Origin of the sequence: Paenibacillus sp. FSL R7-0302 (assembly GCF_038006885.1) — a bacterium.
Taxonomy (GTDB): Bacteria; Bacillota; Bacilli; order Paenibacillales; family Paenibacillaceae; genus Paenibacillus_AQ.
The window spans coordinates 1939495-1964545 of the sequence record NZ_JBBOWB010000001.1; the positions used below are offsets into that span (position 1 = coordinate 1939495).

The 25051-nt window shown below is 53.2% G+C and carries 21 protein-coding genes; 17 read left to right on the forward strand and 4 right to left on the reverse strand.

The genetic code is table 11. The features are described 5' to 3' along the window. Positions 1 to 48: 48 nt before the first annotated feature. The 12 genes from MKY96_RS08305 to MKY96_RS08360 all read left to right on the forward strand — a co-directional run bounded on the left by MKY96_RS08305 (position 49) and on the right by MKY96_RS08360 (position 13913). Positions 49 to 663 (forward strand): tetratricopeptide repeat protein, encoded by a 615-nt coding sequence (locus MKY96_RS08305; protein WP_340939725.1) that lies wholly within the window; start codon positions 49 to 51, stop codon positions 661 to 663. A 115-nt stretch (positions 664 to 778) separates the two neighbouring features. After that, the gene (gene dinG, locus MKY96_RS08310) at positions 779 to 3640 is read left to right on the forward strand and encodes an ATP-dependent DNA helicase DinG (protein ID WP_340939728.1); all 2862 of its coding nucleotides are present in this window, start codon (positions 779 to 781) and stop codon (positions 3638 to 3640) included. Between the two features lie 156 nt (positions 3641 to 3796). After that, the gene (locus MKY96_RS08315) at positions 3797 to 4447 is read left to right on the forward strand and encodes a redox-sensing transcriptional repressor Rex (protein ID WP_036698060.1); all 651 of its coding nucleotides are present in this window, start codon (positions 3797 to 3799) and stop codon (positions 4445 to 4447) included. Further along, complete coding sequence (locus tag MKY96_RS08320) at positions 4437 to 5738, forward strand: amidohydrolase (protein ID WP_340939730.1); 1302 nt, start codon at positions 4437 to 4439, stop codon at positions 5736 to 5738. Before MKY96_RS08315 ends, MKY96_RS08320 begins: the two co-directional genes overlap by 11 nt. 29 nt (positions 5739 to 5767) lie before the next feature. Beyond that, positions 5768 to 6289, forward strand: a complete 522-nt coding sequence (locus tag MKY96_RS08325) for a cell wall elongation regulator TseB-like domain-containing protein (protein WP_340939731.1) — start codon at positions 5768 to 5770, stop codon at positions 6287 to 6289. 280 nt (positions 6290 to 6569) lie between these two features. Beyond that, the gene (locus MKY96_RS08330; RefSeq protein WP_340939733.1) at positions 6570 to 7331 is read left to right on the forward strand and encodes an aminoglycoside adenylyltransferase domain-containing protein; all 762 of its coding nucleotides are present in this window, start codon (positions 6570 to 6572) and stop codon (positions 7329 to 7331) included. Positions 7332 to 7556: 225 nt separating this feature from the next. Beyond that, the gene (locus tag MKY96_RS08335) at positions 7557 to 8099 is read left to right on the forward strand and encodes a hypothetical protein (protein WP_340939735.1); all 543 of its coding nucleotides are present in this window, start codon (positions 7557 to 7559) and stop codon (positions 8097 to 8099) included. Beyond that, on the forward strand, positions 8092 to 9594 hold the full coding sequence (locus tag MKY96_RS08340; RefSeq protein ID WP_340939736.1) for an AAA family ATPase: 1503 nt from the start codon (positions 8092 to 8094) through the stop codon (positions 9592 to 9594). The genes MKY96_RS08335 and MKY96_RS08340 overlap by 8 nt, the downstream gene beginning before the upstream one ends. Positions 9595 to 9726: 132 nt before the next feature. Beyond that, positions 9727 to 10599 (forward strand): 3-hydroxyacyl-CoA dehydrogenase family protein, encoded by an 873-nt coding sequence (locus MKY96_RS08345; RefSeq protein WP_340939738.1) that lies wholly within the window; start codon positions 9727 to 9729, stop codon positions 10597 to 10599. After that, positions 10596 to 11804, forward strand: a complete 1209-nt coding sequence (locus MKY96_RS08350; protein ID WP_340939739.1) for an acetate/propionate family kinase — start codon at positions 10596 to 10598, stop codon at positions 11802 to 11804. Before MKY96_RS08345 ends, MKY96_RS08350 begins: the two co-directional genes overlap by 4 nt. Positions 11805 to 11825: 21 nt before the next feature. Then, the gene (gene asnS / locus MKY96_RS08355; protein WP_076156680.1) at positions 11826 to 13121 is read left to right on the forward strand and encodes an asparagine--tRNA ligase; all 1296 of its coding nucleotides are present in this window, start codon (positions 11826 to 11828) and stop codon (positions 13119 to 13121) included. 24 nt (positions 13122 to 13145) lie between these two features. Continuing rightward, positions 13146 to 13913, forward strand: a complete 768-nt coding sequence (locus MKY96_RS08360) for a DnaD domain protein (protein ID WP_340939741.1) — start codon at positions 13146 to 13148, stop codon at positions 13911 to 13913. A 459-nt stretch (positions 13914 to 14372) separates the two neighbouring features. Here the strand turns inward: MKY96_RS08360 and proC are convergent, their stop codons facing one another. The 3 genes from proC to proB are packed head-to-tail and all read right to left on the reverse strand — an operon-like array spanning position 14373 to position 17679. Further along, on the reverse strand, positions 14373 to 15239 hold the full coding sequence (proC, locus tag MKY96_RS08365) for a pyrroline-5-carboxylate reductase (protein ID WP_340939742.1): 867 nt from the start codon (positions 15237 to 15239) through the stop codon (positions 14373 to 14375). 30 nt (positions 15240 to 15269) lie between these two features. Then, positions 15270 to 16517: a glutamate-5-semialdehyde dehydrogenase gene (locus MKY96_RS08370; protein ID WP_340939743.1), complete on the reverse strand. Its 1248-nt coding sequence runs from the start codon at positions 16515 to 16517 to the stop codon at positions 15270 to 15272. Between the two features lie 58 nt (positions 16518 to 16575). Beyond that, positions 16576 to 17679: a glutamate 5-kinase gene (gene proB / locus MKY96_RS08375; protein WP_036727210.1), complete on the reverse strand. Its 1104-nt coding sequence runs from the start codon at positions 17677 to 17679 to the stop codon at positions 16576 to 16578. Positions 17680 to 18122: 443 nt separating this feature from the next. Here proB and MKY96_RS08380 point away from each other — a divergent pair, with 443 nt between their 5' ends. After that, a complete protein-coding gene (locus MKY96_RS08380) occupies positions 18123 to 18320 on the forward strand; it encodes a hypothetical protein (protein ID WP_340939745.1) in 198 nt (65 codons plus the stop codon). Between the two features lie 97 nt (positions 18321 to 18417). Here the strand turns inward: MKY96_RS08380 and MKY96_RS08385 are convergent, their stop codons facing one another. Beyond that, positions 18418 to 19329, reverse strand: a complete 912-nt coding sequence (locus MKY96_RS08385; RefSeq protein WP_340939746.1) for a LysR family transcriptional regulator — start codon at positions 19327 to 19329, stop codon at positions 18418 to 18420. A gap of 168 nt (positions 19330 to 19497) precedes the next feature. Here MKY96_RS08385 and leuC point away from each other — a divergent pair, with 168 nt between their 5' ends. From leuC to MKY96_RS08405, 4 genes are all read left to right on the forward strand, one after another. Further along, positions 19498 to 20922: a 3-isopropylmalate dehydratase large subunit gene (leuC, locus tag MKY96_RS08390; RefSeq protein WP_036727197.1), complete on the forward strand. Its 1425-nt coding sequence runs from the start codon at positions 19498 to 19500 to the stop codon at positions 20920 to 20922. 29 nt (positions 20923 to 20951) lie between these two features. Further along, positions 20952 to 21554 carry a 3-isopropylmalate dehydratase small subunit gene (gene leuD / locus MKY96_RS08395; protein ID WP_076079215.1) on the forward strand — a complete coding sequence of 201 codons (603 nt, stop codon included), beginning with the start codon at positions 20952 to 20954 and terminating at the stop codon, positions 21552 to 21554. Between the two features lie 190 nt (positions 21555 to 21744). Further along, positions 21745 to 23322 (forward strand): N-acetylmuramoyl-L-alanine amidase, encoded by a 1578-nt coding sequence (locus tag MKY96_RS08400; protein WP_340939748.1) that lies wholly within the window; start codon positions 21745 to 21747, stop codon positions 23320 to 23322. A gap of 199 nt (positions 23323 to 23521) precedes the next feature. Beyond that, on the forward strand, positions 23522 to 24961 hold the full coding sequence (locus MKY96_RS08405; protein ID WP_340939750.1) for an N-acetylmuramoyl-L-alanine amidase family protein: 1440 nt from the start codon (positions 23522 to 23524) through the stop codon (positions 24959 to 24961). Positions 24962 to 25051: the final 90 nt, after the last annotated feature.

Genomic DNA, 25051 nt, shown 5'->3' on the forward strand with positions numbered 1-25051 from the left:
TTATCAGTAAGGGTGGGATGTCCGGTGTTTCAACATTTATTTGCTGAGATGAACAAGATGCTCCAGGAGATCAAAGCCGACTATCCTACTGCGGAGGATGCCCGCCGAAGCGATCTTTTATCCAAGTATAATATGCTCCACCGAATCAGTGATAATGTAATGGACGAATGGCTGGTCTTCGCCGAGAAGCTGAGCGAGTTCCGGGAACAGGCGGATTTTCAGGCTCCGCCAGACGAGCTGCCGGAAGAGGAAGCGCCCGAGCTTGGGATGGATGCTTTTGTCAGAGGCCAGGGCTATTACAAGCTGCTGATGTACCGCAAATGCATTGAACAGTTCAGGGAGGTTACGGCACAGTATCCGGACAGCCTCGCTGCCCGCCTGTATCTGGCCATGGCTTATCTGCAGGAGGGAGAAGGCGATACCGCCTGGGGACATCTGAATCACATGCTGGGCCTGATCCGTGAGGAAAAGCTGAAGGCGATGATCTATAATGCGCTGGGCTGTATCCGGGCTTCCCAGGAACGCTTCAATGAGGCCAGTGAGCTGTTCAGCCTGTCGCTGCTGCATGACCCGGATCTGCCGGAGCCGAATGTGAATCTGGAGGTATGCCGCAGGCGGGGCGGGAAGCTGGAGTTTGGCCATCAGCTGGTTTCGCTTTTATAATTTATCCTCGGTTTCTTTAGGCGATGTGCCCCGTTTCCCGGGGTGTGCATCGCCTTTTTTCGTAACTTCTGTTATGCTGATAAAGAGTCTCAAGTGAAAGGGAATAGAACTTATAATGAAATTTGCCGTGCTTGATTTTGAAACTACGGGAACCCAATCTGTGGGAGAGATCATTCAGGTTGGCCTTGCCATTATAGAAGAAGACGGGACGATCTCCCGGGTGTATGGTTCCTATGTCAAGCCCGGAGCGCCAATTCCTCCTTTTATTACGGGCCTGACCGGAATTACAGACAGCGATGTACAGGATGCGCCGGAGCTCGATGAGATGATGATGGAGCTGGTGCCGCTGCTGGATGATGTCGTCCTCGTTGGACACAATGTCGCGTTTGATTTTCATTTTTTGCAGAATGCGCTGGACCGCTGCGGCTACCTGCCGTTTCAGGGGCGGATTCTGGATACGATCGATTTTCTCAAAATATGCTTTCCCTCGCTGAGCACCTATCAGCTTGGCGCGGTAAGCAGCCACTTCGGCATTACGCATGACCGTCCCCATCAGGCGGACAGTGATGCGCTTGCCACGGCTATTGTGCTGCTCAAATGTCTGGAAGAGCTGCAGAGTCTGCCGCTCTTGACGATTCAGCGGCTGAATGAGCTGTTCGCGGACGAAGACAGTGATCTGGCCTGGTATTTCGACGGTCTGCTGCGGGAGCGGGAGATGGAGACCTTTCAGCCGGAAGGTGAGCTGAGCTTCTACCGCCAGCTTGCGCTGGCTGTGGGGGACTGGGCAGAGCTGGCTACGCCACGGGAGGAAGGAAGCGTCAATCCGCTGGAGAATATTACCTTTGAAGAATATATGGATGAGGTAACCAAGCGGCTGAAGGCTGTTCTTCCCCAGTATGAGAGCCGGGAAGCCCAGGAGCTGATGATCCATGAGGTCATTACAGCGCTTGAGCAGGACAAGCATCTGCTGATTGAAGCGGGAACAGGCACCGGCAAATCGCTGGGTTATCTGCTTCCGGCCATCTACCATAGTGTGAAAAGTAATCAGAAGGTGATGGTCAGCACTCATACCATTAACCTTCAGGATCAGCTGCGGGAGCGGGATATCCCGCTCTTAACCAGCGTTGTGCCGTTCCCGTTCAAGGCCTCCATCTTTAAGGGAAGAGGGCACTATTTGTGTCTGCGCAAGTTCGAACATAGAATGAACAAAAAGGACTTTACGAGTCCAAGGGAAGAAGCGCTCACCGCTGCGCAAATGCTCGTCTGGCTGACCCAGACGACGACCGGCGATGATGAGGAGCTTAACTTAAGCGGACGGGGCGGCGATTTCTGGGAGACTGTAGCCAGTGATACCGACTCCTGCCTGGGACGCGCCTGTCCCTGGTTCCGCAAATGCTATTACCACCGGGCCAAGCATGAAGCCGGGATCTCCGATGTGGTGGTCACCAATCACTCCAAGCTGTTCGCAGATGTCAAAGCCGGGCATCAGCTTCTTCCGGCGTACGACCATCTTGTTATTGATGAAGCCCATCATCTGGAGGATATTGCCGGCAAGCATCTTGGCATGCAGATGAAATATTTCACATTCGCCCATACCCTCACCCGTCTCTATAAGGATAGCCGGAGCGGGCAGCTGCCTGCCCTCCGCCAGAGTCTGCAGTCTTCGGGCAGTGAGCAGGCTTCCGAATGGAGCGGCGTGATCGACCGGATCTATCCAGATCTGCTGACGGTGAAGGAGTCCTGGGATGCGCTTAGTGACCGGCTCTTCAGCCTGCTGCCCGAGCGCAGCGATGCCGGGGCCGGTGAAGCAGGCCAACTGGTGGCACGCCTGCAGCCGGGCAAGAAGCCGAAGGATTGGGAGGAGCTGGCTGCCCTTGAGAATACACTGAACCTCAGTCTGAGCGATATCATCCGCAAGGGCGACAAAATGCTCAGTGAGATGCGTGACACGGACAGCCAATCCTCCTCAGACAGCCTTGTGACCGATATCGGCGGGTTATTCAAGGATCTGGCATCCATTAGAGAGCAGATCCGCTTCTTCATGAGCCTGAACGATGAGAATATTGTGTATTGGCTGGAGGGAAGCGGTAATTATAAGGGGAAGTCGCTGCAAATGTATGCTGTTCCCGTAGATGTCAGCACCCAGCTCAGGGAGCTGTTCTTCGATAAGAAGAAGAGCATTATCCTGACCTCGGCCACCTTATCTGTGGATAAATCCTTCCAGTTCATGATCGATAACCTGGGTCTTGGCGAGGCTGCCGAGCAGCGGCGTCTGATGACTGCACTGCTTCCATCGCCATTCAAGTATCGTGAGCAGGCGCTCCTGGTCATTCCCCGGGACTTCCCGAGCGTCAAGGGAAGTATAGGGGATGCCCGCTTTGTGGACACCCTCGTGCACTCCCTTGCCGAGACAGCTGTAACAACACGGGGGCGGATGCTGGTGCTGTTCACCTCCTACAAGATGCTGCGCCAGGTGTATGAACCGCTGAAGGAGGCACTTGCCTCACAGGATATCGCGGTGCTGGGACAAGGCGTGGAAGGCGGCAGCCGGAGCAAGCTGATCCGCCGCTTCCAGGATAGCCCGGCTTCGGTCTTGCTGGGTACCAGCAGCTTCTGGGAAGGGGTGGATATCCCGGGAGAAGCATTGACCTGCCTGGCGATTGTCAGACTGCCGTTCCAGCCGCCGAATCACCCGCTGGCAGAAGCGAAGTCGGAGCTGCTTCAGGCACAGAAGAAGAATCCGTTCATGAAGCTGTCCGTGCCGCAGGCCGTCATCCGCTTCAAGCAGGGCTTCGGGCGGCTGGTCCGCACGGCGCAGGACCGGGGCATCGTAATTGTGTACGATACCAGAGTCATCGAATCGCATTACGGAAAGTACTTCCTGTACTCGCTCCCCGGTCCCAAGATGGAGCATATGCTCACCGAGCAGATGGTCCCGAGAATTGCCGAATGGCTGGATGACGGCGGGGTTTCCTAATTCATCTGCTATTGCTATTATTAATAAGTCATGATTAACCTGAAGATCCGTTCCCGCCTGCCCTGCCACTCCGGCAGGCGGCGGGGCACGGTTGCTATAATCGGCATTACATGAAGCGAATTTGTGATGTTACATCAACTTGAAGGAGGAGAATACATGAAATCGGATAAAATATCGGAGGCCGTCGTGCGCAGGCTCCCAGTGTACCTGCGTTTCCTGAACGATCTCCAAAAACGTGAAATCTCCACAGTCTCTTCTCAGGAGCTGGGCCAGAAGCTTGATCTGAATCCCGCCCAGATCCGCAAGGATTTGGCTTATTTCGGTGATTTTGGCAGAAAAGGCATCGGCTATGATGTATCTTATCTGATTGAGAAGATCCGCCATATCCTGAAGCTTGACCAGCAAATTAATGTTGCACTGGTTGGAGCCGGTAATCTCGGTCATGCCTTGTCAAACTACAACGCTTACTTAAAGGATACAATGAAGATTACTGCCATCTTCGATGCCTACCCGCCGAAGGTGGGCCAGCAAATCAACTCGCTGGTTGTGCAGCCGATGGAGGAGCTAAGCAGTACAATCCGCTCGCAGGGCATCCGGATCGGGATTATTACCGTGCCCGACAGCGAAGCCCAGAACGTAGCTGATATTCTTGTCGATTCCGGTATCGAGGCGATTCTGAACTTCGCACCGGTTATTCTCAAGACGCCTGCCAATATCCGGATTCATGCCGCAGATTTCACCACAGATCTGCAGAGCTTGGCTTATTATTTGCATGATGGAAAGGATGAGGCTGAAGATGAGCAGTAAGATCACGATAATCAAGAATGGGCACTTCCTGGTTCCGGGCAGTGACAAGCCGGTTCTGAGCGGGTACATGACCCTGGAGAATGAATTGATTACTTACATAGGTGAAGCTGAGCCGGCAGTGGAGGATGGCGCACAGGTCGTAGACGGCAGCCGTCTGCTGTTCATGCCTGGTCTGGTCAATACCCATGGTCATACTGCAATGTCACTGCTGCGCGGATATGGCGACGATATGGTGCTTCAGTCTTGGCTGCAGGAGAAGATGTGGCCGATGGAAGAGAAATTCACTGGTGATGATGTATATTGGGGAACCTCGTTGTCCGTGCTGGAGATGCTGAAGGGCGGCACAACCACCTTCCTCGATATGTATGATCATATGGACCGGGTAGCGGAAGTGACCGAGCAGTCCGGTATTCGTGCGGTGTTGATGCGCGGCGTAATTGGGCTGTGCCCGGAAGAGGTACAGCAATCCAAGCTCGCTGAGGCGATTGCTTTTGCCCGTAACTGGCACGGCAAGGCTGACGGCAGAATTACGACCATGCTCTCACCGCACGCCCCGTACACCTGTCCTCCAGAGTTTTTCATGAAGTTTGTGCAGGCTGCCCATGATCTGGACTTGCCAATGCACACCCATATGTCCGAGACGCGCCATGAAGTGGAGCAGAACGTGGCCGACTATGGCCTGCGTCCGGTCGCACATCTGGAGAAGCTCGGGATGTTCACCCGTCCTTCGCTCATTGCCCACGGGGTTCATCTGAACGATGAAGAGATCGGGATTCTGGCCCGCCATAACGTTGGCGTGTCGCATAACCCCGGCAGTAACCTGAAGCTGGCCAGCGGGGTTGCGCGTGTTCCTGAACTGCTGAGAGCCGGGATTAAGGTCTCCCTGGGTACAGACGGCGCGGCAAGCAACAACAATCTGGATATGTTCGAAGAGATGAGGCTGGCGGCTCTGATTCACAAGGGCGTAAGCGGTGATCCCACAGCGGTACCGGCTCCTGAGGCGCTTCTGATGGCTACGGAGTATGGGGCGCAGTCTATTTTCCTAAGCGGGGTAGGCCGGCTTGCCGCAGGAATGAAGGCCGACTTCATCGCACTTGATATTGACCAGCCGCATCTGCTGCCGCATACCGATCTGCTCTCCCATGCCGTATATTCGGCAAGTGCCAAGGATGTGGAGCATGTATGGGTGAACGGCCGACAGGTTGTGAAGCATGGACAATGCCTGACACTTGATGAAGAAGCCATCCGCCGCAAAGCACAGGAGACGTTCGAGAGCCTGCTTAAACGGTAATTCAGGGGAACGGGAAAGGAAGCAGCGTGGTGAAGAAGAAGAGGAGAAGATGGATCTGGCTGGGGATTACCGTGGTGCTGCTCCTTCTGTTCGGACTAAGCCAGTTCTATGCCTACATTATGAAGGACCAGTGGAACGAGCGGAGTGAGGCCAAGGAGCTGGCCCGGGCGCGTGCCGGACTAACAGAGGTTACCAAGGCCCAGAAATCTGTCTGGAATGAGAATGAGATCTACTGGGTGCTGACCGGCAAGAATGAAGCAGGGACCGATCTGATGGTGTGGGTCCGTTTCACCTTGGAGGGCAAGCCTGCCGGAGGCGACAACGACCTGTATGCTGAGGAACTGAGCAATGGCACCTCAGAAGAGAAAATGCGCGGAATCATAGCCGCTCAGCTGCCGGACATTACGATTGAACGGCTGCTGCCCGGTGTATACAACGGGGAATATGCCTGGCAGCTATTTTACAAAAAAGACGGGCGATTCTATTACAGCTTCTACCGCTTCAAGGATGGCAGCGCCATCGGTGAGGGGTACAGTCTGCCGAACCGTTAAGCTAAGCGCTCAGCGGAAGAATACATGCGGGGGAACAGTTTATCTGTTCTTCCGTTTTTTTAACAGATAAATTTATATGTTTTGAGGTCCCCGCAAAGTACCTGAGTCATCACCTACGCTAAAGCCCCACTTTGTGGGGTTATTTTATTATTTTGACGGTGAGGGATGAAGGAAATCGGTACCCCTTCACTTCTGAGATATATCAATTGATATATTAAAAGTAATCCCTAATCTGCTATCAATAACTTGCATGTTGAATGTAACAAGGAGGTTGATGAAATTGGAAATATTGGCATATTTGTATCAGGCGGTGGATCTGTTCAAGGAGGAGCTGGGGGAGAATCTGTCGGGAATTTACGTGCATGGCTCACTGGCGATGGGCTGTTTTCACCCCGATACCAGCGATATCGATCTGCTGATCGTCGTACATGACAAGCTGCCCGCAGAGGTCAGTCATAGACTTGCCAGGCGTATTGTAGCTTATCATGACAGTCTGCCGAATAAGCGCGGAATTGAACTATCTATCGTCCTTAAGACATACCTGCGCAATTTTGTGTATCCTACGCCTTTTGAATTTCACTTTTCGGAAGCACATGTAGAGCGGTACAGAGCTGATGAGAATTATCTGTGCGGCGGCTTTGAGGATGCTGATCTGGCGGCGCATTTTACAGTAGTCTACCATCGCGGGTTTATCTTGTACGGGGAGCCGATCCGCGAGGCCTTTGCGCCGCTAGACAACAGGTACTATCTGGATTCCATTATCAGGGATATCGATGATGCACCGCAGAATATTAAGAAATCACCGGTGTATTACACACTGAATCTATGCAGGGTACTCTATTATATGCAGGAAGGTCATGTTTCTTCCAAGAAGGAAGGCGGGGAGTGGGGGCTGCAGCAGTTGCCTGAAGTCTATCACGGTTTGCTTAGACAGTGTCTGAAGGAATATAGCGGTGCGGGGGACGCCGAAGGCTATGAACCGGGCGAATTAACCGATTTTGCGGAATATATGATGGCTGAAATCAAGCGGACTCCGAACTGAAGATGGGCCGGGCAAAAATGATAAGTGCATGAAACATCCAGAAATTAGTATCAAAAATTTTAAATATATTCACAACTTTATGTAAAATCGTATATACACCTGTGATATACTACTACTTGTATCAGGACATGCTTAAGAGCATGTCAGTCTCGGAAGGGCGCTAGACACGCTGGATGGTCTTTATTATAGAGTTATGCTCGGTCATTTTTGAGAGGAGGACGTTTCTTGAAACTGCGTCTCATGCCTGTACTGCTAACGTCTCTGCTGTCTGCTGCATTATTGTTTGGCGGCTGGTATTCTTACCGTACATTCGCGGTGCAGGAGCCGCTGCAGAAGCTGGTATCATCCTACGAGGGAGTGAAGGATTCCCATATTACTATTAAACGCAATGAGGTCACTTTGAAACTGGATTTGCAGCCGGGCACGAAATTACGTGAACTGGTGCAGTATGTATCAAGAGAAGGCAGCACTGCTATTGACGGACGGACCCTGAAGCTGGATGTGGAGCAGAAGCCGAGCGAGCTGCTGGATGAGTACTGGGATAAAGCGATGTTCTCTGTAGCAGAAGCGATGGAGAGCCGGAAGTATACATTGATACCAGCGAAGCTGGACGGACTTAAGGAGCAGGACAGCAAGTACAGCGGGGTTACAGCCGCCACAGAGATTGACGATAATAATGTATATGTAAGCCTGAGCAACGGCACAGAGAGCAAATTCATTATTCTGCCGCGTGCAGCAGCCAAGATGGGAGTGTGGAACAATGCCTAAGTACTGGAAAGAGGTTGTAGCCGGATTCGTTCCGGTCATGCTGATTTTTATGGCTTTTGTGGGGATTAATATCTTCCCTGTAATCATAGCGCTGGGTATGGTTGCCGCGCTCCTGTTCATTGCCCATGCCCGTGGCGGTCTGACGGTTAATGCAGGTGCAGATAAGAAGCGCAAGAAGAACGGCCCCTCCAAGCTGACCTTTGAAGAGATCGGCGGACAGGACAATGCCAAGCAGGAGCTGCGTGAAGCGCTGGACTTCCTAATCCGGCACGAAGAAATCAGCAAGTTCGGGATTCGCCCGCTCAAGGGAATTCTGCTTACAGGTCCTCCGGGAACAGGAAAGACGCTGATGGCTAAGGCTGCGGCGCATTATACGGGCTCCGTGTTTGTAGCTGCCTCGGGCAGTGAATTCGTTGAGATGTATGTCGGTGTGGGTGCGGGACGCGTACGCGATTTGTTCAAGGATGCCCGCACACGCGCACTCAAGGAGAATAAGCAAAGTGCCATTATTTTCATTGATGAAATCGACGTCATCGGCGGGAAGCGCGAAGGCGGACAACAGCGTGAGTATGATCAGACCCTCAATCAGCTGCTGACGGAGATGGACGGGATTTATAACAATGATACCCCGCGCATCCTGCTGGTAGCCGCAACGAACCGCAAGGAGATGCTGGATTCTGCGCTGCTGCGCCCGGGGCGTTTTGACCGCCATATTCAGGTGGATATGCCTGATAAGAAGGGCCGCAAGTCGATTCTCGACCTGCATGCCAAGAACAAGCCGCTGCATGACACCGTGGATCTGGATAAAATCGCCGAAGAAGCTTACGGCTTCTCGGGTGCGCAGCTGGAGAGCGTGATGAACGAAGCCGCGATCTACATGATGCGCGAGAATCTGACCCTGGTAGAGCAGCGTCATCTGTCGATGGCGATCGACAAGGTGATGATGGGTGAGAAGACCGACCGTGAGACCAACCATGAAGAGAAGAAGCGGGTAGCGATTCATGAGCTTGGACATGCTATTATGGCTGAGCTGCTGCGCCCCGGAAGCGTTAGCCAGGTAACACTTACCCCGCGCGGTCAGGCTCTAGGGTATGTCCGGCATAATCCGCAGACCGAGCAGTATCTCTATACGAAGGATTACCTGGAGAACCAGATTATGATTGCCCTTGGCGGAGCGGCTGCCGAAGAGATGTATTACGGCGGACGCAGTACCGGTTCCCGTGGAGACTTCGATCAGGCGCTGAATATCGTTGAGACGATGATGAAGTCAGGGCTCACCTCGCTGGGCATTGCGAATCTGCAAATGGTTACCACTGAAGAATTAATGAAGGAAAACAGTAAGATACTGGATGAGCTTATGATCCGCACGAATGACCTGCTGGAGCAGCAGAGAAATATATTTGATTACTCTCTTGACATTTTAATGAAGGAAGAAGTTCTCTCCGGAGAGCAATTTCGTTGTCAATTTCGTGACAGTGTCCTTTTACCGGCATAATTCTTTATGCCGGTTATTTTTTTTTACTTTTCAGACATGCTAAGATATCATTATATGTCGGGCTACTTATTTTTTTCGACAGACAAGGTACAATACAGAAGTATAGATACCTGAAAGGATGGAGACTTTTACATGAATTTTAAGAAGATCGGTGTCATCGGCGGAGGCACAATGGGACAAGGGATTGCCGAAATGCTGGCAGCCAAGGGCCTGGATGTCATGCTGGTGGAGAAAACTGCAGAACGGCTGAACTACTCCTACGAAATGATCGAGACCAGTCTCGACAAGCAGCTGGAGAAATGGGCGATTACCCAGGCGGAGAAGAAGCTGATCCTGGGCCGTATCCAGAAGGTTACACACTTCGCTGAACTGAGCTCCTGCGATATGGTCATTGAGACCATCGTTGAAGATCTGGAAGCCAAGCAAAAGGTATTCAATCAGCTCGATCAGGTGTGTCCGAGCCACATTATTCTTGCCAGCAATACGTCAACGCTTAGCTTGACTGAGCTTGCAAGCTCTACAATGTATCCGGAACGCGTTATCGGCATGCACTTCATACACCCTGTAGGTAAGGTGGATCTGGTTGAAATCGTGCGCGGTCTGAAAACCTCGGACAGCACATTTGAAGATACCAAAGCCTTTGTCGATGAGATTGTTGAGAAAAAAGGCGTTATGATCTACGAATCCCCCGGATTTGTATCTTCACGCCTCATTTGCCTGTTCATTAACGAGGCTATGCATGTGCTCCAGGAAGGGGTTGCCTCTCCTGAAGATATTGATGACGCTATGCGCATCGGCTACCAGTTCCAGAACGGGCCGCTTGAAATGGCAGACCGCTTCGGTCTGGATTCCGTTCTTGCCGCACTGGAGAACATGTTCCGTGAATACGGCGAGCTCAAGTACCGTCCTTCGACCATTCTTAAGAAGATGGTGCGTGCTGGACAACTGGGTGCGAAGTCGGGCGAAGGCTTCTTCAAGTATGACAAGGATGGTGACCGGGTATGAAAGTATTAGTAATTAACGCAGGCAGTTCTTCTCTGAAATATCAGCTCTATGACATGACGGATGAATCCGTACTTGCCAAAGGTCTGGTTGAGCGAATCGGTATGGATTCCTCCATTCTGACCCACAAACCAACCGGCAAACAGGAAGTTACCGAGGTTAGCGAAATTCTGGAGCACACTACAGCGATCCGCAAGGTTCTGGCGAATCTGACTGACAAGGAACACGGCGTCATTGCATCCATTAACGAGATTAATGCTGTAGGCCACCGCGTAGTACACGGAGGAGAGAGCTTTAAGGAATCCGCACTTGTTACTACGGAAGCCAAGTCCGAAATCCGCCGTCTGTTCGACCTGGCTCCGCTGCATAACCCTGCCGCGCTGCTTGGTATTCTGGCTGCCGAGAGCAATATGCCGGGTGTGCCGCAGACCGTTATTTTCGACACAGCCTTCCACTCCACCATGCCTGAGAAAGCATATTTGTACGCTATTCCAAGAGTACTGTACAGCAAATACAAGATCCGCCGTTACGGCTTCCATGGGACTTCCCATGATTATGTAAGCAAGGCTGCGGCTGAGTTTGTCGGACGTCCGCTGGAAGAGCTGAAGATCATTACCTGCCACATCGGTAACGGTGCCAGCCTCACGGCTATAGACGGCGGTATCTCTGTAGATACTTCTATGGGGATGACTCCGCTTGAAGGTCTGATGATGGGTACACGCAGCGGTGACATCGACCCTGCTATTGTTCCTTACGTAATGAACAAGGAAGAATTGACTCATGGTGAAGTCAACTCTATGCTTAATAAGCACAGCGGTATGCTGGCGATCTCCGGGATCAGCAGCGACATGCGGGAAATTATCGAAGGATACGAGAAGGGCGAGCCGAATGCTTCGCTGGCCTTCGAAATGTACGAATACCGTCTTCGCAAATACATCGGGGCTTACACCGCAGCACTTAACGGTGCAGACGTTATCGTCTTCACTGCTGGTGTAGGGGAGAATGCGTCCTTGCTTCGCGAGAAGGTCCTGCGCAACCTGTCCTACCTGGGTATTGAGCTGGACGCCGAAGCCAACAAGGTTCGTTCGGGCGATCCGCGCCGTATCTCTACTGCAAGCTCCAAGGTACAGGTACTTGTGGTTCCGACGAACGAAGAGCTGGTGATTGCACGCGATACCTATCGTATTGTGCAGGGAATTAACGGCTAAATTAGAGGAGAGATTACAGGCATGGCTAACAAGAGTGTAATCAAGAACGTGAATGAGCATGTCGGAGAGACTGTTGTCATCGGATGCTGGGTGAACAACAAGCGCTCCAGCGGTAAAATTCAGTTCCTGCAGCTTCGCGACGGTACCGGTTATATCCAGGGGGTTGTGGTGAAATCAGAAGTCCCTGAGCAGGTCTGGGATGATGCCAAGAGCCTCACCCAGGAAAGCTCGCTGTATGTGACCGGAATCATCCGTGAGGAGCCCCGCAGCCAGTCAGGTTACGAGCTGACGGTTACGGGCATTGAAGTTCTGCATCTTACCGAGAATTATCCAATCACACCTAAGGAGCATGGCGTCGATTTCCTGATGGATCACCGTCATCTCTGGCTGCGTTCCTCCAAGCAGCGGGCGGTAATGGTGATTCGTGCGGAGATTATCCGCGCAGTTCAGCAGTTCTTCAATGAGCGCGGCTTCACGAAGGTGGACCCGCCGATTCTGACACCAACGTCAGCAGAAGGCACGACCAACCTGTTCCACACCAAGTACTTCGAAGAGGATGCGTATCTTACCCAAAGCGGACAGCTGTATATGGAAGCCGCAGCCATGGCGCTGGGTCGCGTCTATTCGTTCGGGCCTACCTTCCGTGCAGAGAAATCCAAGACCCGCCGCCACTTGATTGAGTTCTGGATGATTGAGCCGGAAATGGCTTTCACCGATCATGAAGAGAGCCTGTGTGTGCAGGAGGATTTCATCAGCTTTGTCGTGCAGTCCGTGCTTACGAATTGCCGCGCTGAGCTGGAAGCGGTGGGCCGCGATGTCTCGAAGCTTGAGAACATCAAAGCACCATTCCCGCGTATCAGCTATGACGATGCGATTAAGTTCCTGAATGAAAAGGGCTATGAAATTGCCTGGGGTGATGATTTCGGGGCTCCTCATGAGACGGCGATTGCCGAGATGAGCGACAGACCGGTCTTCATTACCCACTATCCGGCTTCCTTCAAGGCTTTCTATATGAAGCCGCATCCTGATCGTCCGGAAGTGGTGCTGTGTGCGGATATGATCGCTCCTGAAGGCTACGGGGAGATCATCGGCGGATCACAGCGTATTGATGATCCGGCGCTGCTGGAAGCCCGCTTCAAGGAACATAACCTGTCGATGGACACCTACAAATGGTACATGGATCTGCGCACCTACGGCACGGTTCCACACTCCGGCTTCGGTCTGGGGCTGGAGCGTACAGTAGCCTGGATCTGCGGTCTGGACCATGTCCGTGAGACCATTGCCTTCCCTCGTACACTGTACCGTCTTTACCCTTAAAGAATAGGGAAAGGGGGCTTAAGTATGGACGGAAAAGGTTGGAATACCTGGGGCGAGGGCGTAGCCTTCGGCCTGGAGAACGGAATGGCCGTCATTCCTTATGCACTCCTGAAATATTACCGGAAGCTGAATCTGACCGGCAGTGAATCCATGCTGCTGATTCACCTGCTCTCCTTCAGACAGGTAGAGGGGATTGATTTCCCTTCCCTGGAGGAGCTGCAGGCAGTAACCGGGCGCAGTATTCCGGTGATTGCCGGAGAGCTGCAGAAGCTCATGAAGGAGGGGTTCATCAGCATCGACGGAGATAACGACGAGCTGAGGGACATCCATTATGAGCGCTATAACTTCTCCGGCTTATACGCGAAGCTGGGTGCTTATCTGGCGGAACTCTCCCGGGAGAATGCTCAGGAGAAGCCCAGCCAGAGCGGGCGGGAGCCAGGGGCCCGGGCAGTGGCTCATTACTCCGGGGCTACCGCACCGGATGGCGGCTATGGCCGCCCGGCTGTGCCGGGTGACAAGGAGTCAGAAGACGGGCGCAGCCTATTCAGCATCTTCGAGAAGGAATTCGGGCGTCCGCTGTCCCCCATGGAATGTGAATCCATTTCCGGCTGGGTGGATGAAGACCGCTATCCCGAGGAGCTGATTCTTCTGGCGTTGAAGGAATCTGTCTTCGCCGGAAAAGTTCATTTCCGCTATATAGACCGCATCCTGCTGGAATGGGCCCGCAACCGGGTGAAGAATGCCCAGGATGTCAAAGCCTATTCCCAGAAATTCCGGGGCGGCGGCAGATGAGCGGAGCGAAATAGATATATGCCGGTCCAGGGCAAGGCCCGGCCGGTTAAGGTGTCCCTTAAGTCATGTATGTGGCTTAAGGGGCATTTTTTTTCATTTCCTGGTTGTGAGTGGGCTGAACGTGGGCCGGGAATGGGGCTGAGGGGCAGAAGTGCCTCTGAAATCAGCAAAAGTGGCATAACGAGCAAAATGAGGGGTATAAATGCACTTGATTTGAGCAAAAGTGGCATAACGAGCAAAATGAGGGGTATAAATGCACTTGATTTGAGCAAAAGTGGCATAACGAGCAAAATGAGGGGTATAAATGCACTAGATTTCGGTCGAAGCCAGTCGAAGCGATGGCGGAATTATGCCTCACAACCAGCACACAGCCCGCAGTCCCTTCACATGGAAGGAACTGCGGGCTGTTATGTTGTAGTAAGAAGTAGTGGTAAGAAAATCAATAACTAGGCCGAATAATTAGTGCAGCTCCTGCTCCAGAGCCGAGCCCATCTCCCGGGAACGTTCCGCACACCGATTGACGGCGGAAATGACGGTCTCGAAGAAATCGCCGCGCTCCAGTACTTCAATGGCCGCCTGGGTAGATCCATTCGGCGAGGTGACCTTTTTGCGCAGGGCGGCAGGCTCTTCACCGGTCTGCTGCACCATCCGGGCTGCGCCAAGCACGGTTTGGACCGTCAGCTCACGGCTCTGCTCAAGCGGCAGCCCTCCGCGGATACCGGCAGCGATCATCGCTTCCATCATGTAATAGATGTAAGCCGGTCCGCTGCCGGAGATGCCGGTTAAGGTCTCCATCCGTTCTTCGTCAATAACCGCCGTCAGGCCGACCGCTTCGAAGATATTAAGCGCTGTACGGCGGCTGTCTTCGCCAACCTCCTTGGAGAAGGCAATCCCGGTAGCACCAAGGCCGATGGAGCTGGAGGTGTTCGGCATGGTGCGGACCACAGGCTGCGGATTACCCAGTAAGCCTTGCATCGTACGGATGGTCAGCCCGGCAATGACGGAGATGACGAGCTGATCCGGCGACAATAGCGGTCCCAGTGAACGGAGCGCTTCGGCAGCGTCTTTGGGCTTCATGGCTAGAACGATGACCGGCGCAGTGCGCAGAGCCTCGAGCTTGGACTCGGGAGCATTATAGCCAAGCACGCCATAACGGCTGCGGAGCTCAGCCAGGCGCTCACTGCTGCTGCGGTTCAGCATAATAATCCGGTCCGATTCCACTACATTCCGGGCAATCAATCCCCGTACAATGGCCTCAGCCATCGAGCCTGCGCCGTAAAAAACGATATTATGATTGATGAGCGGAATTGCTGGTTGCTGGCACATGGCTGGCAGTCCCCCTATAAGTTGAGTGAGTTAACCCCTGATTTGGCCGGAGCCGTGAATCATATATTTGCTTGAAGTGAGTGCAGGCAGTCCCATTGGCCCGCGGGCATGGAGCTTCTGGGTGCTGATGCCGATCTCGGCGCCGAAGCCGAACTCAAAGCCGTCCGTGAACCGGGTAGATGCATTGTGATATACCGCTGCAGCGTCAATCTCCTGCAGGAAGCGTGCAGCATTCGCCGCGTCTTCAGTTACAATACATTCGGAATGCTTGGTGCCGAATTCCGCGATATGTCCGAGAGCCTCTTCCAGCGTGTCCACGATACGAATATTTAGAATATAATCGTTGTATTCTGTAGCGAAGTCCTCTGGTGTGGCAGGCACAGCCCAAGGGATAAGAGCAACGGTATCCTGGCAGCCGCGCAGCTCCACACGGGCCTCGCGGAAGGCTTCGGCAAGTGCGGCGAGATGTTCTTCGGCGTAAGTACGGTGAACCAGCAGTGTCTCCATTGAATTGCAGACCGAAGGCCGCTGGGCCTTCGCATTCACGCTAATACGCCGGGCCATTTCCGGATTGGCACTTGCATCCAGATAAGTATGGCATATGCCTGCTCCTGTTTCAATAACCGGTACGGTGGCATTCAGAACCACATTCTGAATCAGAGAGCTCCCTCCGCGCGGGATGATAACATCCAGCAGTCCGTTCAGCTTCAGCATTTCATCCACGGAGGAACGGTTAGGATCTTCGATCAGCTGCAAGGCATCCGGCGGAAGGGAGGTACCTGCAAGTGCGCGGTGCAGCACCTCGGCGATGGCACGGTTGGAGGATAGGGCGGAGGAGCCGCCGCGCAGCACCACGGCATTGCCGGTCTTAAGGCATAGTCCGGCAGCGTCAACGGTGACGTTGGGGCGTGCTTCATAGATAATGCCGATGACCCCAAGCGGAACCCGTACCTTCTCAATGTGCAGGCCGTTTGGCCGTTCGATCGTCTCCAGATTGTCTCCAACCGGATCAGGCAGAACAGCAATCTGCTGCAAGCCTTCGGCTATACTGTCAATCCGTCCCGCATCCAAGGCCAGCCGGTCGAGCATCGACTCCGGTGTGCCGTTCAACCGGCCGCGTTCCAGGTCTTCGGCGTTGGCGGCAATAATGTAATCAGCTTGGGCACGCAGGGCGGCAGCCATCACCAGCAGGGCTTCATTCTTCTGGGCGGTAGTCAGGCTTGCGAGTACCCCTGTCGTTGCTTTGGCCAGCGTTGTCTTGTTAACCACTTCACTCATGGCAATTCCTCCTCAAAAAATGATGTTGGCATATGGATATACAATAGGTTGTGCAAGATTAACGCAGTGTGATCCATTCGTCCCGGTGGATAACCTCCAGCCGGTGCACTTCACCGAGCTTGGGCACAATCTCGCGGCTCGGAAGACCCTGAATGCTGCGGAGCTGGCTGTCATCATAATTGACGATGCCCCGCCCAAGCAGCTTCGCATCCGGGCCGAGCACTTCGACGACATCCCCTGAATGGAAGCTTCCCTCAATACGTCTAACCCCGACTGGCAGCAGGCTATGGCCCCCGTGGAGCAGCGCTTCAACAGCACCGTCATCGACATACAGTGATCCGAGCGGGGTAGACATGAAGCCCAGCCATTGTTTTTTGACCGGCAGAGAGGAGAGTGTGGTGGCAAAATAAGTGCCCTTGCCCGTCCCGGCTGCGGCCTGCGATAAATCCCCGGGCTCCTTAACCTGGCCCACGAAGACCGGCACGCCGCCCCGCGTGGCGATCTTGGCCGCGTCGATCTTGGAGCGCATGCCGCCGGTGCCCACGCTTGAGCCCGCACCGCCTGCAATAGCGTAGATCTCAGGCGTAATCTCTTCGATGTGCTCATACCGCACAGCATCCGGGTGCTTGCGGGGATCGCCGCTGTAGACGCCGTCCATATCGGTCAGCACCAGCAGGTGCGAGGCCTTCAGCAGATTGGCAACCAGCGCCGATAAGGTATCGTTGTCACCGAACTTCAGCTCATCCACCGATACCGTATCGTTCTCGTTGAACACGGGCACGGCGCCTTGGCGGAGCAATTCTTCAACCGTCATCATGGCGTTGTTCATGGCCCGGCGGCTGCAGAAGTCCGTACGGGTCAGGAGAATCTGAGCAGTGGGTATACCGTGGCCTGCGAAGGCCTCCTGATAAGCCTGCATCAGCATAACCTGTCCTACCGCCGCCGCCGCCTGCTTCTCATGCAGCAGCCTTGGGCGGGAAGCATAGCCGATGCCCCGGAAGCCGGCTGCGACCGCCCCGGAGGTGACCAGCAGCACTTCACAGCCGTCCTTGCGGAGCGCTGCAATCTCGGCGGCGAAGAAGGCGACCGCCTCACGATTAAGGCCGCCTTCGGGACCTGTGAGTGAGCTGCTGCCGATTTTGACCACAATTCTTGACGTCATTGTCTTTCACTTTCCTCTCGAATTGAAATGCCTGTAACGCCCGAAAATGACAAAAAGCCCCCATCCTTAGACTTAGCAAAGGACGAAAGCTTGATTAACTTCCGCGGTACCACCTTCATTGATGAGGGTTCATCCGACTTCATTCTCATAACGGGAGTATCCGTCCTGCATGGCAGGCCGCTCAGGGGTAGGATTCGGAAAGGACCTTCGCGGTAAATTCTCCCAGCCTTCAGGAATTTACTCTCTGCACACGAATATACGTCCATTCTTACTGGTCCCGTCAGCACGTTTCACTATTTGTCACTTAGGATACCATGGGGCAGCAGGGTTTGCAAAGAGCCACGGATAAATTTTTTCATGCAGTGTTGCCGGTGCGATTTATGTTTATCCTGCGGGGCAGGGGGTAAAATACTTATAATCTATTACACAGGAGGTGGATTGATTTGAGTAAGAACAGCGATGCAAGGCAGGAGCAGAATCAAAATGCTAAAGAAGCCGCCGAATTTCAAAACCAGGCGATCCGCGAATTTGTAGAAGATAAGGCCGGGGACACCCGTACGAAGGGGCCTGTGGATGAGAGTACAGCCCGCTTGCCAGATGATCAGAACCGTCTGATCTCACAGCATAACTTGCGTAAATAATATGGATACCTTAACTTAAGTATAGAAGAAATCCCCGTCCTGCCGGTCTGCTGAGCAGGACGGGCATTTGTCATGAATAAGGCTGATTGTATGAGGGCTAGTTATCGGTCAGTCCGGCCACGGTTGCCTTGAAGGTCTCGATAAAAGCTTCGGCGGCACGGGACAAGTAACGTCCGCGCCGGTAGGCAATGACCAGCGTCCGGCCTGGCACCGGCTCAGCCAGCGGAAGGTAGACCGGTACGAATTCACTCCTGGCAGCGCGTGCGATAAAGTGAGGCACCAGAGTAACGCCCATCCCGGCAGCAACCAGCGACTGGACCGTCTCCATATTGTTGCTCTCGAAGACGATCCGCGGCTCGAATCCGGCTTCGCGGCATAATTCCACGGTCATTTTACGGAAGCCCTGGCCTTCCTTAAGCACGATAAATGCTTCATCCTTAAGCTCGGCCAGGCTGGTGCGGATGCCCTGCGGTTCGCGGGCGGCCAGCAGATGCCCCGGCGGAACGGCAAGATCGATCCGCTCCTCACCCAGCACCTCGTAGGCCAGGGTTGGAATTTCGAGTGGCAGGGAGAGCAGGCTGAGATCCGTCTGGCCGCTGGCTGTCAGCTTCTCCAGATTCATGGATGAGTCCTCCAGCAGGGTGATTTCAACCTCGGCGTATTTGCTCTTGAATACAGGCAGCACATGCGGAAGCAGATGTGCTCCGGTGATCGGCATGCTGCCAACCATTACGCGTCCAGTGCGAAGCTGGGAGATATCGGACATCTCCTGTCTCAGCAGTTCAACGGCATCGATAATCCCCTGGGCCTGTTCAACGAACTTCTCACCGGCATAGGTCAGCTCCACCGAGCTGGTATTCCGCTGGAAGAGCAGCACGCCAAGCTCCTTCTCCAGCTTCGACAGCTGCTGGCTGAGCGAGGGCTGGGCGATATGCAGCTTCTCCGCCGCACGGGAGAAATTCCGTTCTGCAGCAATCTGCAGCGTGTATTGCAATTGTCTGAGTTCCATACATAAGCTCCTTTAATGAGTAGATCATCTGTTTATAAGTATAACCTATAAACCCTATAGAAATCATATCTTGGAATTATAAATGTGGCGATGTTATATTTAGAACATTCAAGAGAGACTCCACGCTCTCGTCAATAGGAACGATTCTACTATTATGAGGTGAAATTCATGGGCAACAAGACAATGTTTGAGAAGATTTGGGATAATCACGTTATTCATCAGGAAGAAGGCAAGCCGAGCATTATTTATATCGATTTGCATCTCGTTCATGAGGTTACTTCTCCGCAGGCGTTTGAAGGGCTGCGTCTGAGCGGCCGTAAAGTCCGCCGTCCGGGACTTACCTTTGCGACAATGGATCATAACGTGCCTACCAAGGACCGTTACAATATTACCGATCCGATCTCCAAGCAGCAGATTGATACGCTCTCGCAGAACTGCCGTGATTTCGGCGTAAGATTGTTTGACCTGAATGATATTGACCAAGGTGTCGTTCACGTCATGGGACCTGAGATTGGACTGACCCATCCCGGCAAGACGATTGTCTGCGGGGACAGCCATACCTCCACACACGGAGCCTTCGGTGCACTGGCCTTCGGGATCGGCACCAGCGAAGTGGAGCATGTGCTTGCAACCCAGTGTCTGCAGCAATCCAAGGCCAAGACCATGGAAGTGCGCTTCACCGGCAAACGTAATCCGGGTGTGACTGCCAAAGACATGATTCTCGGCGTAATTGCCAAATACGGAACGGACTTTGCAACTGGCTATGTTATCGAATATACCGGCGAAGCTATCCGTGAACTGTCGATGGAAGAGCGCATGACCGTCTGCAACATGTCGATTGAAGGCGGAGCAAGAGCGGGCCTGATCGCACCGGACGAGACAACCTTCAACTATCTGCGCGGACGTCAATATGTGCCGCAGGGTGAAGCGTACGATGCCGCCGTTGAGACCTGGAAGGGCCTTGTTAGTGATGAAGGCGCCCAGTATGATACTGTGGTCGAATTCGATGTAGAAACACTTATCCCGCAGGTTACCTGGGGAACTAGCCCTGGTATGGGAACGGATATCAACTCCACCGTACCGAACCCTGCTGATTTCACTACCGAGAATGAACGCAAAGCAGCCGAGAAGGCGCTTGAATATATGGATCTGGCTCCCGGTACACCGATCTCCGAGATCGGAATTGATTATGTCTTCATCGGCTCCTGCACCAACGGCCGGATTGAGGATCTGCGGGCTGCAGCTGAAGTAGCCAAAGGCTATAAGGTATCTGACAAAGTTACAGCTATTGTTGTGCCAGGCTCCGGGCGCGTGAAGATGCAGGCCGAGAAGGAAGGTCTGGACAAAGTCTTCACCGAAGCTGGATTTGAATGGCGTGAAGCCGGCTGCAGTATGTGCCTGGCGATGAATCCGGATGTTCTGCAGCCGGGCCAGCGCTGCGCTTCTACTTCTAACCGTAACTTCGAAGGACGTCAGGGACGCGGCGGACGCACGCATCTGGTCTCTCCTGCCATGGCGGCTGCGGCAGCCATCAAAGGACGCTTCACGGATGTGCGTGACTGGAACTACAAGACGGAAGCCGTCAACTCATAGAATAATTGAGAGAGCAGGAGGATTCAGCAATGGAAGAATTCAAGAAGTTAACAGGAATTGTAGCCCCGGTAGACCGGGTTAATGTAGATACGGACGCGATTATCCCCAAGCAGTTCCTGAAACGGATCGAGCGCACAGGCTTTGGACAATTTTTATTTTACGAATGGCGTTTTGATGAAGCAGGGAATGACAATCCGGCATTCGAGATGAACAAACCGCGTTATGAGGGAGCCTCTGTGCTGATCTCCCGTGCGAATTTCGGCTGCGGCTCCTCCCGGGAGCATGCGCCTTGGGCCATCATGGATTACGGGTTCAGAGTGGTCATAGCGCCATCCTATGCCGACATTTTCTATAACAACTGCTTCAAGAACGGCATTCTGCCGATCAAGCTCTCAGAGGCCCAGGTAGACGATCTGTTCAGCCGCACAGCAGAGCATGAGGGTTACACGCTTACAGTGGATCTGGAGAACAACAAGCTGAGTGATGAGTATGGTCTGGCCATCACCTTTGAGCTGGATGAGCACCGCCGCCAGTTCCTGCTGCAGGGGCTGGACGATATCGGCCTGACGCTTCAGCATGCTGATGAGATTGCCGCTTATGAAGAGCGTCATGCGGCCAAGCTTTTTGCCTAATTGATAAGATAAGTTAACGGCTGAAGCGTATTTGTTCTTATATTTACACAAAACTTCTATTTCCGGGTGTCGGAAATAGAAGTTTTTTTGCTATAATCGAGATATTATTGCCTGCGAAGGCAACTTTTGGGGATTATTGTCGTCTTAATCTTATCTGCAAATCTATCAATGGACCAAAGGAGAGGAAAGGATGAAGAAAGCCGGACAACGGGTGTTGCTTCTACTGCTGCTGCCACTGCTCCTCCTGTCATTCGCCGGCCACAAAGCTGCGGCAGCCGGAACAACCCCCGGTAAGATCGTGATGGACAGCAAGGAGCTTGCACTGCCCAAGGGGGTAATCCTCGAGAATGTGAATGGAAGCGTTATGATTCCGATCCGTGTAGTAGTGGAGAATCTGGGCTTCGAAGTGCTGTGGGAACAGAGCAGCCGCAAGGTAACTGTCCAGCAGGACGGCAAATCCGTACAGCTTGCAGTCGGCAGCACTACCGCACAAGCCGATGGGGTTAACCTGACGCTCAATGCCGCGCCCAAGCAGAACGGCGGGACGGTATTAGTGCCAATCCGCTTTGTCGGCGAGCAATTCGGTCTTAGCGTAGGGTGGGACAATACGGATAAGACGGTGTACTTGAGCGGAGGGATAACGGAGACAGCGCCAGTCGCTTCAGATCCGCTGCCGTCAGCTACTCCGGTTCCATCAGCATCAACAGAAGCACCTCCAGCGGCGGTTCCGAGTCCTTCACCGACCAATCCGCCTCAGAGCGGCACAGAGACTCTGGAGGAATTGGACGGAAGCGTTATAGCTACTCCGACTCCGCCAGCTACATCCCCAGTAGTGAAAGGGGCGGTATTCAGCGAGAACCGGCTGATTGTAGCCGCTGCCGGAGGAGCCAAGGCTACGGTTACGAGAGTTACCGGACCCGACCGGATTGTAGTGGATTTTGCCGGAGCGGCATTTGCCCCTGATTTCAGCGGGAGCTTCCCGGGCGTATCTACTGGAGGAAGTCCGCAGGGCAAGCTGGATGTGAGCGGCTACCCGCTTGTAACTGAAATACGTTATGCATTGTTCAGTACGAATCCCCCGACGGTCAGGTTCGTAATCCAGACTACGGGCTACCAGAATTATCAGGTAAGTACAGATGAGAGTACAGGACTAGTCACAATCGATCTCAATGCAACGGGCAGTGAAACGGGGGCACCCGTGAATCCGGTGTTCACCGGAAGACCGATTATTGCGCTTGATGCCGGACACGGGGGGAAGCAATCGGGTGCGGTTAGTCTTACAGGCAAGCTGGAAAAGACCTTCAATCTCGCGGTCATCCTGAAAGCCGGAGCTATTCTGACGCAGGAAGGCTGGGCTGATGTCGTCTACACCCGTACATCGGATATTACATTGGGTCTTCAGGATCGTGTGAAGATTGCCCAAGCGGCGAATGCTACGCTGTTCGTATCCCTTCATGCGAATTCACTGGATGTATCCTATCCGAACCGGAGCAAAGTTAACGGAAGTGAAACGTACTATAGCCGCAGTGAGAGCCTGCCGCTTGCCGAAATTATGCAAAAGCATCTGGTAGCGGGAACCGGCTTCAAAGACAACGGCGTCCGCTCGAAGAGTCTGCATGTTACCCGGGAGACCCGGATGCCTGCGGTTCTGCTGGAGGCGGGGTATCTGACCAATGCGGGGGATGAAGCAGGCCTGTATAGTGAACAGCTGCAGAATAATCTGGCCCGCGAAATCGTAGCTGGAATTAAGGAATATCTTGGTTTGTAACACTGCATCAGCGGAGTTGTCTGTAACCGCACTACATACCTTTTTACTATAGGGAATACACAGACATTTCCACTTTGGTTGGGATTTATTCGCAACTTTTAAGTTCTAAAGGCGTCTACACTATGTCGAAGGTTGTCAGTTGGCATGCCATCAAGAACGCTCGATTGGGGGCGGAATACTAGAGTCTTAGAGGTGAAGAATGAAGAAATTTGCTTTTATGCTGTTGCTGCTGCTCTTTGTTGTGGTGCTGCCAGGGCATGGACAAGCCGCTGCTGGCCAGAACAAGATCTTCCTGGATGGCCAGGAACTGAATGCAGGACAAGACGTTCCGGTGGAAAATGTAAATAACTCCATCATGGTGCCGCTAAGAATGATCGCTGAGAACCTTGGATACAAGGTGGATTGGAATCAGACAAGCAAGACCATCAAGATTGAACAGCAGGGAAAGGCCATTCAGCTGATCGTAGATCAGACTGCGGCATCCGTCGATGGCAAGACGGTAATGATGTCAACGGCCCCTCTCCTGCGGAACGGCACGACGCTCGTACCGATCCGGTTCATTGGTGAGCAGTTCGGACTTACGGTCAAATGGGATAACACGAAGAAGGTTGTAGATCTTATTACCCCGCCCGTTTCCGACCCTAACATTGACCCGGGACAAAGTAATGGAGACGGAGGGACGGTTGTAGTGCCGCCGGGAGAACCCTCAAGCAGCTTGAGCATGATCAACGGCATCAGCTTCAATGAGAACCGGTTCACGATTGCCATAGACGGCAATGCCGAGCCTAAAGTCTCTAAGATCAGCGGTCCGGACCGAATCATCGTTGATCTGCCGAATGCCACGTTCTCGGATATATTCGGAACAGGACAAATACTTGATCCTGACCTGAACGGGAACCTGACAGTTACGGATTATCCGGATGTCTCCGGTATCCGCTATTCGCTGTATAGCACTAATCCTTATACTGTCCGATTTGTAATTGATCTTAATACCCCCAAAAATTATAGCGTAGAGGTATCGGGGGATTCCTCCAAGCTCATTGTCATTGATTTGAACGCACAGGCTCCAGGCGACACTTCAACGCAGCCCGGCAACAGCGGGCGTAAGCTGGTTGTGCTCGATGCCGGACATGGCGCGAAGGATTCAGGGGCTGTAGGCGTTACCGGCAAATATGAAAAGAATTTCAACCTGGCTGTGATTCTGAAGGCGGCTGCACTGCTGAGGCAGGAGAACAAGATTGACGTGGTGCTGACACGCAGCGATGATACCTTCCTGGAACTGAAGGAAAGGGCGGCAATGGCCAATAACCTCGGTGCAGATTTGTTCATATCCGTTCATGCCAACAGCAGCGGATCAGCGGCTGCGAGCGGAACGGAGACCTACTATCAGCGCGGGGACAGCAAGGCCTTGGCGAATGTGATGCACAAGTATCTTGTGCAGGCGACCGGGCTTAGCAACAGGGGAGTGCGTTACGGCAACTTCCATGTGATACGCGAGACGAAGATGCCTGCGGTACTGCTTGAAGTGGGCTATCTCAGCAATAAGAAAGACGAGGCTCTGCTGTTCACTGAAGCACTGCAGAACAATGTAGCCGCATCGATGGTCAGCGGAATTAAAGAGTATCTCGGGATTCAATAACAACGGGCGGCAGCAGGGGCCGCAGAGTCGGATAAAGACCCTATATTGCGGTCAAAAGGACTTTGCGGTCCCTCCTGCCCATATTCATCT